This window comes from Bradyrhizobium valentinum (assembly GCF_001440405.1).
Lineage (GTDB): Bacteria > Pseudomonadota > Alphaproteobacteria > Rhizobiales > Xanthobacteraceae > Bradyrhizobium > Bradyrhizobium valentinum.
Window position 1 is genome coordinate 28,536 of record NZ_LLXX01000048.1, and the last position, 9,412, is coordinate 37,947.

10 protein-coding genes and 1 tRNA gene are annotated in these 9,412 nt (G+C 60.2%); 5 read left to right on the forward strand and 6 right to left on the reverse strand.

What is annotated here, in order from left to right; all coding sequences use genetic code 11:
- Nucleotides 1-419: 419 nt before the first annotated feature.
- Nucleotides 420-2,387, forward strand: coding sequence for a peptidoglycan-binding protein (locus CP49_RS45820; RefSeq protein WP_057849851.1), 1,968 nt, complete (start codon nucleotides 420-422; stop codon nucleotides 2,385-2,387).
- Between the two features lie 35 nt (nucleotides 2,388-2,422).
- Here CP49_RS45820 and CP49_RS46670 read toward each other — a convergent pair whose 3' ends face one another.
- On the reverse strand, nucleotides 2,423-2,560 hold the full coding sequence (locus CP49_RS46670) for a hypothetical protein (RefSeq protein ID WP_210183100.1): 138 nt from the start codon (nucleotides 2,558-2,560) through the stop codon (nucleotides 2,423-2,425).
- A gap of 246 nt (nucleotides 2,561-2,806) precedes the next feature.
- Here CP49_RS46670 and CP49_RS08650 point away from each other — a divergent pair, with 246 nt between their 5' ends.
- Nucleotides 2,807-4,597 (forward strand): peptide ABC transporter substrate-binding protein, encoded by a 1,791-nt coding sequence (locus tag CP49_RS08650; protein WP_057849852.1) that lies wholly within the window; start codon nucleotides 2,807-2,809, stop codon nucleotides 4,595-4,597.
- A gap of 212 nt (nucleotides 4,598-4,809) precedes the next feature.
- Here CP49_RS08650 and CP49_RS42470 read toward each other — a convergent pair whose 3' ends face one another.
- Nucleotides 4,810-5,187: a VOC family protein gene (locus tag CP49_RS42470; RefSeq protein ID WP_082645925.1), complete on the reverse strand. Its 378-nt coding sequence runs from the start codon at nucleotides 5,185-5,187 to the stop codon at nucleotides 4,810-4,812.
- A gap of 155 nt (nucleotides 5,188-5,342) precedes the next feature.
- Nucleotides 5,343-5,804 carry a winged helix-turn-helix transcriptional regulator gene (locus CP49_RS42475; protein WP_082645926.1) on the reverse strand — a complete coding sequence of 154 codons (462 nt, stop codon included), beginning with the start codon at nucleotides 5,802-5,804 and terminating at the stop codon, nucleotides 5,343-5,345.
- On the opposite strand from CP49_RS42475, the gene CP49_RS08660 reads away from it, so the two are divergent.
- Nucleotides 5,803-6,186, forward strand: coding sequence for a YybH family protein (locus CP49_RS08660; RefSeq protein WP_245310609.1), 384 nt, complete (start codon nucleotides 5,803-5,805; stop codon nucleotides 6,184-6,186). The two genes, CP49_RS42475 and CP49_RS08660, sit on opposite strands and share 2 nt — an antisense overlap.
- A gap of 101 nt (nucleotides 6,187-6,287) precedes the next feature.
- Here CP49_RS08660 and CP49_RS08665 read toward each other — a convergent pair whose 3' ends face one another.
- Nucleotides 6,288-7,121, reverse strand: coding sequence for an MBL fold metallo-hydrolase (locus CP49_RS08665; protein ID WP_063791654.1), 834 nt, complete (start codon nucleotides 7,119-7,121; stop codon nucleotides 6,288-6,290).
- Nucleotides 7,122-7,171: 50 nt separating this feature from the next.
- Nucleotides 7,172-7,822 (reverse strand): nuclear transport factor 2 family protein, encoded by a 651-nt coding sequence (locus CP49_RS47075; RefSeq protein WP_245310611.1) that lies wholly within the window; start codon nucleotides 7,820-7,822, stop codon nucleotides 7,172-7,174.
- 119 nt (nucleotides 7,823-7,941) lie between these two features.
- Between CP49_RS47075 and CP49_RS08675 the strand changes: the two genes are divergently transcribed.
- Nucleotides 7,942-8,823, forward strand: a complete 882-nt coding sequence (locus CP49_RS08675; RefSeq protein WP_057849855.1) for a LysR substrate-binding domain-containing protein — start codon at nucleotides 7,942-7,944, stop codon at nucleotides 8,821-8,823.
- Nucleotides 8,824-8,949: 126 nt separating this feature from the next.
- Here the strand turns inward: CP49_RS08675 and CP49_RS08680 are convergent.
- Nucleotides 8,950-9,034: transfer RNA gene (locus CP49_RS08680), tRNA-Leu, on the reverse strand.
- Nucleotides 9,035-9,185: 151 nt separating this feature from the next.
- Between CP49_RS08680 and CP49_RS08685 the strand changes: the two genes are divergently transcribed.
- Nucleotides 9,186-9,412, forward strand: a 227-nt coding sequence (locus CP49_RS08685) for a disulfide bond formation protein B (protein WP_156438196.1), incomplete at its 3' end; no start/stop codon positions are given.

The following is a 9,412-nucleotide window of genomic DNA, read 5'->3' on the forward strand; positions in this document are numbered from 1 at the left end:
TCGTCGATGGTCGTGACAAAAGGTGTGCCCGGTCAATACAACAACTCCGGAACGCGGTGCCGATGCGCTCAATTGCAGGTGAGGCCATGGCGGAACTAATCCGCCGATCCAGCATCACAACTGTTAGCTACGTCACATATGAATACTACTGGACGGTGTAAGCTCTCACTGCTCGCCGTGAGTAATGATCCTTCGGCTGCGCAAACGGACATCGATACTGAGGACAGCGTCATCGGCCGGTGGTCACTGGCCGCGACGATCGGGCTTTCGTGCATGAAAAGGCAGGTCGCGAACTGCATCGACAGGCGTCCGGCTCCGCCGGACAAATGGGCCGGCGTATGAGCAGCAAACCGAGGCCGAGGACGCAGCGATCGGCGAAGAGGAAACTGGCAACAGGCACACCAACGGGGGAACGCGCTATGGGTCAAATCGGAAGGTCTACCGACCCCTCAACCGCCGATAACCGCGACGACGTCGCAGGCAGCGAGGTCGCATCGTTCCGCTATAACAATCCCGGTGCACAATATCCCAGCGCACGCGCCGCGCGTTTCGGCCAGATCGGCTATGGCATCATCGGTGGCGGCCACAAGATCGCGCGCTTTCCCTCGCCGGTGAACGGCGCAGCCTCGAACTTCGATCTGTTGTCGCGCAGCTATGTCGGCATGCGGATCGGCGAGGCCGGAACAAAGTGGACCGGCGCGCACGGCTTTGGCGTGCCCGGCTATGATCCGAACACCATACTGACAAAGGAAATAGTCGACGATCCCGTGCAGGCGATTGCCTTGCTGAAGGCCATTGCGGGCCGCGAATCGGGCAAGGGCAATAACCTCACCGAGGAGCAGTGGCGTCAGGCCCACCGAATGTACAAGGCCGGCAGCGCCGACGCTTTCTTCGACGGTCTGCCTGCTGTAGCCGTTGCCCAGCCACCCGCGAGCGGTGCGCCCTCGGGTGCGGGTCTGGTGCAGCGCGCCCGCGCGCATATCGGCGAGCAATACGTCAACACGCAGATACCGAAGGACGACCCGCACTGGCACGGCCCGTGGGACTGCGCCGAGTTCGTCTCATGGCTGGTCTATCAGGAAGCCGGCATGCTTTACGGCTGCGTTGACAACACCGCGCCGCCGGCCAAGGCCGATGCCTATACCGGCGCCTGGAAGGCCGACCTCGAGCGGCTCGGCAAGCGCGTTTCGGTGGAGGAGGCGACGGCGACTGCCGGTGGCATCGTGCTTCGCTATCCGCCGGGCCCGGGCAAGATGGGCCACATTGCGGTATGCGACGGCGCGGGCGGCACGATCGAGGCCAAGGGGCGGCGCTACGGCGTGGTGGCCGATACGGTGCATGGCCGCGGATGGCACACCGGCATTCTCATTCCCGGCATTTCCTATGACGCAGCGGCCCCGATCAAGGTGGTCTCGCCCGCCATCATCTATGACGTCGATGCGCCGAACATGGACATGGCCGTCGTTGCGCGCATCCAGGCGGCGCTGGCCGCCAAGGGCTTCGATCCCGGTTTGATCGACGGTGAGTTTGGGTTGAATACGCAAGCGGCCGTGCTGCGTTTCCAGGAAGCCGAGGGCATGGTGGTCGATGGCGCGGTCGGGCCGGAGACGGCGGCGGCGCTCGGCGTGTCGCTCGGGGCCGAGGTGGTCAAGCCTGGCGTCGCGGTCGCGGAGACGGGGACGGTCGCTGGCCCGCCCGCGCTCGACATGCAGCAACTGCTCCCGCTCATTCTCATGTTGCTATCGAAGGAGAAACCGATGGCCGCCGATCCTGCCAAGCCGGGCCAAGGCCTCGAACTGCTGCTGCCGCTGATTCTGCAGTCGGCGCTTACCGGCAAACAACTCGACATCACGCAGCTTCTGACGGTGCTTGCGACGGGCAAGCCACTGACGACGTCGGCGGTCACGCCGATCGCCAACGCGCCGGTGCTCGCGCAGCCGGTCAACACCGTCCCGGCACCGGTCGTCTCGCAACCGATACTGCCGCTGCAGCCGGGCGCCGCCGCGGCGCCGGTCGATCCCATCATGGTGTTGCTGCCGATGCTCTATGAGCGGCTGACCGGCAAGCCGTTCCCGGGCACCGAGAAGCCGGATGCCCCCGCCGAGCCGCTTGCGCCAGCCATGTCGCGGCCGAGCGTGCAGCTCTCTACCGGCGCGCTCGGCATCGTTACGCTGCTGCAGTCGATGGGCGTTCTCAGTTTGCCTTTCAATCTGGGAGCGATCGCCGGTCAGGCGCCCGCCACAACTGCGCCGGTCTCAGGCTCGACACTGGCGACATTGATTCCGATCATCACCGGCGTGATCGGCGCCACCGGCGGCTTCGGCGCGCTGGGCGGGATCGCATCGAAGGTGCTGGGCGGACTGCTCGGTGCGTTCGGGAAGAAGTGATCAGGCGGAGATCGGTGCCGGCTTGTTCGGCGCAGTCAAAGTGATTGCGCCGGGTAGTCGTTGCGCAACAGAATTATTGCTGGCGACACCCCGCGCAAAAGCAATTGGAATTCCCAGCCGAAAATCGTTTCCTTCTGCGCGCAGAATGGCGCACGAGCGAAAGCAATCGCCATACGCCCGTCGGCCGGCTGAATTACAGCGATAGTGCACTTAGTTCGCGGCCGATGCCCGCGAGGGCGTGACGTTTCAATTGTGTGCACTGCCACCGTAATTCTCATTGCCGGCTGAAGCCACGTCTTCCTGCCTCGTTTGGACTTGGCGTGACCGGAAGGCCCGGATCCTGCTTTGACAGGTTCGCGCTGACCTGATCCATTTCCCGCATCGAGCGTGACGAGACATCCAGTTAAGGAGCGGGCCCCATGAAAGAACGGGAACTTCGAGACCTGATTGCAGACGTCAAGACCGGCCGGCTGTCGCGGCGCGCCTTTGTCCAGCGAATGATCGCCATTGGCCTGACGGCGCCGATGGCCGGGATGATGCTGAGCCAGTCGGGGGTCGCGATGGCTGCGACCGCGCTTCCCTACAAGCCGACCAAGGCCGGCGGCGGCGGCGTGCTGAAACTGATGTATTGGCAGGCCATAACCCTGCTCAATCCCCATTTCGCGGTCGGCACCAAGGACCAGGAAGGCTGCCGGATCTTTTACGAGCCGCTGGCGGGATGGGATGGCGACGGCAATCTGGTTCCGATCCTCGCCGCCGAGATTCCGAGCAAGGAGAATCATGGATTGGCCGAAGACGGCCGCTCGGTGGTCTGGAAGCTGAAACGCGGCGTCAGATGGCACGACGGCATGCCGTTCACGGCCGATGATGTCGTCTTCACCTGGGAATATGCCAAAACGCCGGAGACCGCGGCGGTCTCGATTGCCAACTATAAGGACATCACGGTCGAGAAGATCGACGACTTCACCGTCCGCCTCACCTTTGCCAAGCCGACGCCGTTCTGGGCCGATGCCTTTGTCGGCAACTACGGCATGATCATCCCAAAGCATCTGTTCAAGGATTACGTCGGCGCCAGGTCGCGCGAGGCGCCGCACAATCTGAAGCCGGTCGGCACCGGCCCTTATCTGTTCGTGGATTTCAAGCCGGGCGACATGCTCCGCGGCAAGATCAATCCCAACTACCACGTCGCCAACCGGCCGCAGTTCGATGAGGTGGAGGTCAAGGGCGGCGGCGACGCGGTGTCGGCGGCGCGCGCGGTGCTGCAGACCGGCGAATACGACTATGCCTGGAACATGCTGGTCGAAGAGGACATCCTGCTGAAGCTGGAAGCCGCTGGAAAGGGCAGGGTGAACATCACCCCGTCAGGCAATGTCGAATTCATGCAGCTCAACTCGACCGATCCCGCGGTCGAGGTCGACGGCGAGCGCGCCAGCATAAAGACCAGGCATCCGCTGTTCACCGATCCGGCCGTGCGCCAGGCCGTCAATCTCCTGATCGATCGCGCGTCGATCGAGAAATTCATCTATGGCCGCACGGCGCGGGCCACCGCGAACTTCCTCAACAACCCGGAACGCTTCCGGTCGAAAAACACCAAATTCGAATTCAACGTCGAGAAGGCCAACCAGATCCTCGAGGCGGCCGGCTGGAAAAAGGGCGGCGACGGTATTCGCGCCAAGGACGGCAAGCCGCTGAAGTTCGTGTTCCAGACCTCGATCAACGCGCCCAGGCAGAAGACCCAGGCCATCGTCAAGCAGGCGTGCCAGAAAGCGGGCATCGACGTCGAGCTGAAGTCGGTGGTGGGATCGGTGTTCTTCTCCTCCGACGCCGCCAACCCCGACACCTACACACATTTCTATTGCGACGCGCAGATGTACAACACCACCATGCCGCAGGCCGATCCGCAGTTCTTCATGAACCAGTACACGTCGTGGCAGGTGGCGAACAAGGAAAACAAGTGGCAGGGGCGCAATGTCTCGCGGTGGCAAAGCAAGGAATACGACGAGATCTACAAGCAGGCCGAACAGGAGCTCGACGCGGTGAAGCGCGCGGCGCTGTTCGTCAAGCTCAACGACCTCGTCGTGACAGACAATTACATCCAGCCCATCGTCTCCCGGGCCCGGGTCGCGGCGCTCGGCAACAAGCTGACCGCGCATATCTCGGGCTGGGACAACGATCTGTGGCAGCTCGCGAGCTGGTACCGGGAGGGGTGAGGCAAGGCGTTCGGATGTGCCTGATATAGAGGTTGAACGGATGGTGGCGGGACGATGATGGAAATAGATTCTCCGGCGCCTTGCCATCGCGGCTCCGAGCCTGCGCGATACTATCATCGCATTACGGTGTCAGCGTCACCGTAATGCCAACCCGTTGGCCCAAACCCCGAGGTCCGTAGGATCAACCCGCTCGCGGGCAAGCTCCGCGGCAGTCAAGCTGATTCTCCCTCACGCTTGCCATTCGGCTTTTGCACCACACAGAAAAGATTGCCGTCCGGATCCTGTAATACCACGTAATCAGCATTTTGCGGATACCGCCACGGATACTGTTTCGCTCCGATCGTCAGCAAGCGATGAACTTCTTCCCGCTGGTGCTCGGTATAAAGGTCCAAGTGCAGCCAGCTTCTCCTCCAGCCGCGGCGATCGCGAGCCTGAAACGATATATTGGGCCCACGGCCTTCAGGATCACAAAGGACAATCCAGCCGCCGCTCGCAGGCGCTCGCGGAATATATTGCAAAGCCTCCTGCCAAAATGCGACCATGCGCTCAAACTCATGGCAATGGATTACGATTGAGCCAATTCTGATCATCTCCGCGTCTCCGCTACGTGGATCTTATTCGTGACCACATTCTCCCGGCGGCTACGGGTAGCGGCGTTGTTCACACCCGAACCCGATTACGGTGGCAGTGTCACCGTAATGCATGAGGCCAAGCTTCGGATGTGCGGGGCGATCACGTTTCTACGCTAACTCCGTCGGCTTGCGTGTTCATGCGACCGAGCAGCCGCTCGATCATGCCGGCGTGACCAAAGCTCAAGCCGATCGAGGATGCCTAGGAGCTCGGTGCCCCTGAGCGAGAGCGAGTAGGTCACGCGCCGTGGGAACGCGGCGGTTGGGGAGCGCAGCACCAAGCCTCGATTTTCAAGCCCATCCAGACGCTCAGAAAGCACCTTCGGAGATACGCCCGGTAGAAGCTCCGCCAGCTCTCCGTGCCGTTTCGGACCGTCCTTCAGGTGCCAGAGCACAAGTGCGTTCCACCGGTGGCCCAGGAAGGCCAGCCAATCCTCGACCGGGCAATCTGCCGGGCGACGCGGTTGCGGATTGTCGAGTTCTAATCGTAGCGCAGCAGATGACAATGCAGTTCCTTCCCGTTTGGTTAGCACTGAAGGGGCGTGCTTCTCTTCTCCAACAACGAGGAGATGAGACATGACCGTGACTGAGCCAGCCCAGATGAATGAGGCATTCGCTCAAGCCTTCAACAGCCGTAACATAGACAATCTGCTCGCGCTTTACGAGGTGGATGCCGTCCTGCGCGTGGATGGAAGCGAGCGAAGTCTGATAGGGCTCGACGCGATCGCCGGTGAGTTGCAGCGACTGCTGCAAGCGCCAGGGACAATGACGTCGCGCAATAACTTTTGCGTCCAGCACAGTGAAGTTGCTCTGCTGCGCGCGGATTGGGAACTGCGCACCCAGGACGGCTTCATCGTGGCGTCCGGCAGCTCAGCTGAGTTGGTCCGCCGCCAGTCCGATGGCACCTGGCGTTACGTCATCGACCACGCAGCGGGCGCCGCCCTGCCACGCGTCAGCTAAGTGAAAGGGCTATCATGGTCAGATCGCGACTCGAACCGAATGTCGGTCTCGGTGGTCTTGCACCGTCTTGACGATCACGCGGCTGCGCAAACGCACCAGTATCAAGATAATTCGGTAGTTAGCGGCTTCGCGGCCGGAATAAATGCAAATCCTTCCCCCTCTTCAACTACTCTACCGATACCTGGTCGACCTAGGTGAGCGCCGGCTAGCCAAATATGTGTATCCGCTGCACCTTGAAGCAACTTGATCCGGCTAGCCCTCGCTATGGAATCGTCATCGTCATAGGCCCAAGTAAGCTCGGGACGGGCAAACTGTGCAGCAGGAACGTGGATCAGGTCGCCGCAGAATAAGACATCTTCCTCGTCAGTGTTGAGGAGATAACCCATATGGCCCCGAGCATGCCCAGGTATAGCCACCGCCAGTAAATGATCGGCCAGCCGGTCTCCTCCGTTAATTGGGGCAAGGAGAGGACGAAACTCCTCCAGCTCTGGCTCGGCAAGAAACTCCTCAACGGCGTCTTGCCCTATCATAATCTTCCTCAGGCTGTTAAATGCTCGTCGACCGTCAGGCATTAGGAGACCATTGATGTGGTCGCCATGAGCGTGAGTGAGGGCGATCACAGTGATCGATGACGTTTCGACGCCTGCCTCCGCCATCGCCTCCACGAGGTGACCCATGGACGGGTCCCAACTCCCACCCGCTCCACAATCAATCAAAACACGGTCGATGCCGGAGCGGTCGAATAGGAAGCAGTTGACCGACAATCGAACCAGCGAATCGTCCTGCTGTGGCGATTCGGCCTGCCTACACATTTTGTTGTTGGGATGCCTGAGGGATTCTGCGGGCAGGTCGACATATCCGTCAGAGAGTGACCAAATCTTCCACGATCCCGAAGCGCAGCCGAAGGTATTGGCGCCTTGTGACAGAACTTCCACGGCCAACCTGCTAAGCGTGTGACGGAATTTTGTAAAGTAGCACTGAGCCGTTAGGTTTTCGAAGTCATCACTTTCTGAGCGATCTTCCAGGTTCCGTTGACCTTCAAGCATGACAACAGGTCCGTGAAGTAACGTGGCGGAATCTGCAATTTCAACTTCACAAGCGCGAGCTCTCCATCAACGTCTATCGATAGGATCTGATCGTGGCGTTCCAGGCCCTGTTGTTTCGGAGCTTTCAAATTGCGGACGGCTGCTAGCCACGTCGCAATTGGCGTCACGCTCACGTTGCCGTCGTCGCCGACCTTGGTCACGGAACTCGAGGGGTGAAATATGGACGCAAATTTGTCAGCATCCATTTCATAGGCACCGTCGAAATAGGTCTGCGCTAAAGAGCGCAAGGCACGAGCATCGGTATCCATAAGCTTGCTATCCATAAGGTTGTTATTTGGAACGGGAGGAGACTGCGCATGGCTGAAAGTCCGGTCTCCAAGCATCAAACCAGGAGCGCTGACGAGCGTAGCTCCAAAAGTCACGCTGGCAGATCGGCTCAAAAATGCTCGTCGATCCATTTTGCTCTCCCAAAAAGTCCCCGTGAACTTTAAGTTGCGCTCTTCAGATAAAGACTGAAATTGCCGGGTATATCCGTCCCAAGTTGTTACAACGAACAGCTCATAGCCCCAGCTACCTGTGCCGAGCGCCAAGCCGGCCAAAACCCGCGGAAAATTGCCTCAAGTCTCCTTGTTGCCCAAACCTAGGACAAAGTGGCTTATGAAACCAGCCGCGTTAGACAAGGTGGGGTTATGAATGGTATTCATAAATCATGAGAAACGAGCTGAACGAACTCGCTGCGTTTGCAATCGTCGCCAGAGAACGAAGCTTTACGCGGGCTGCGGCAAAGATTGGTGTGTCTCAGTCTGCTCTGAGCCACACGATCCGGGGACTTGAGCAGCGGCTCGAGTTGCAGCTTCTTGCTCGAACAACCAAGAGCGTCGCACCAACCGCTGCAGGGGCAGCTCTCTTGAAAGAATTGGCTCCGGCACTTGAGCAAATTGCTCGTGCTATCGATGAAGCCCGAAGCGTTCGGCACCGACCTGCAGGGCGCCTTCGAATTGTAATGTCCCGGTCGGCTGCTGTGATGGTATTGTTGCCGCGGCTCACGGCATTCGCGGAAGCCTACCCTGACATCGTTCTTGACGTTGTTACTGTCACTGGCCCTGTAGACCTCGTTGCGGGCGAGTTCGACGCCGGTATTCAACTCGGTGAGTACATTCAAAAGGACATGATCGCAGTACGGGTCACCCAGGAGCTGCGATTGGCGGTGATCGGATCGCCTGGCTATTTTTCATCACGAAGCATTCCGCGGAAGCCCAAGGATCTAAATGATCATCGATGCATAGGCCTGCGTCTTCCGGGCGGTCCTTATCGGTGGGAATTCGAGAAAGGACGAAAGGCGGTCACGGTCGGTGTGAATGGTCCGCTTATAATCGATGATACCCACCTCGTGATTCAGGCGGCACTCGCTGGCGCCGGCCTAGGACTCGCATTCGAAGAGCAGGTCGCAGAGTATGTTGCGAAGCGTCGCCTTATTCGTGTGCTGGAGGACTGGACGCCGCCAATTCCCGGATTCTTCATGTATTACCCCAGTCGCCAGCATCAGCCGGCTGCGCTGTCTGCACTAACGAACGCGCTGCGAGCCTCCTAACAATGGTTGGCACGCGCAGAACTGCATCTTGGCAACGTGCCGTCTGTCACCGTTTCGGATGAACTAGGGGCTGGTCGAATTTTATTGAAAAAAATGAACGTTGCCGGACGAGGGCGGACGCCCGATTGGTGCCCCTGGCCGGAATCGAACCAGCACTCCTTGCGGAACTCGATTTTGAGTCGAGCGCGTCTACCAGTTCCGCCACAGGGGCCTTCGGTCGCGGGGCAGAAGCCCGGTGCGGCGAAGCGGGCGGAATATAGCGGGCGGCCTGCGCGGGTCAACCCGCGCGGATGTGATTGTGGCGCGCCTCGACACTCCAGGTGTGGCGGGATAGGACGCTGTTGCCTATTTGAGCATGAATTATGCTCCGGAGAGCATCCGTGACATCAGAAGCTGCCCATTCCTCGCCCGTGCGCCTTGCTGCCAATCCGGCGGCCGCCGCGGCGCTGGCGATTGCGGCCGTCGCCGCGGCGACGCTGGCGGGCGCCTGGTTCTTCCAGCTCGTACTGGATATCCGCCCCTGTCCGCTCTGCCTCGAGCAGCGCTACGCCTATTATCTGGCCGTGCCGCTCGGCCTCGTGGTCGCGTT

What these genes read in the sequence shown, in the direction of transcription:
- CP49_RS08675 (WP_057849855.1), top strand. Translation starts at nt 7,942, where the DNA reads ATGAGAAACGAGCTGAACGAACTCGCTGCGTTTGCAATCGTCGCCAGA.
- CP49_RS42470 (WP_082645925.1), bottom strand. Translation starts at nt 5,187, where the DNA reads ATGATCAGAATTGGCTCAATCGTAATCCATTGCCATGAGTTTGAGCGC.
- CP49_RS46670 (WP_210183100.1), bottom strand. Translation starts at nt 2,560, where the DNA reads ATGGCGATTGCTTTCGCTCGTGCGCCATTCTGCGCGCAGAAGGAAACG.
- CP49_RS42475 (WP_082645926.1), bottom strand. Translation starts at nt 5,804, where the DNA reads ATGTCTCATCTCCTCGTTGTTGGAGAAGAGAAGCACGCCCCTTCAGTG.
- CP49_RS45820 (WP_057849851.1), top strand. Translation starts at nt 420, where the DNA reads ATGGGTCAAATCGGAAGGTCTACCGACCCCTCAACCGCCGATAACCGC.
- CP49_RS08650 (WP_057849852.1), top strand. Translation starts at nt 2,807, where the DNA reads ATGAAAGAACGGGAACTTCGAGACCTGATTGCAGACGTCAAGACCGGC.
- CP49_RS08660 (WP_245310609.1), top strand. Translation starts at nt 5,803, where the DNA reads ATGACCGTGACTGAGCCAGCCCAGATGAATGAGGCATTCGCTCAAGCC.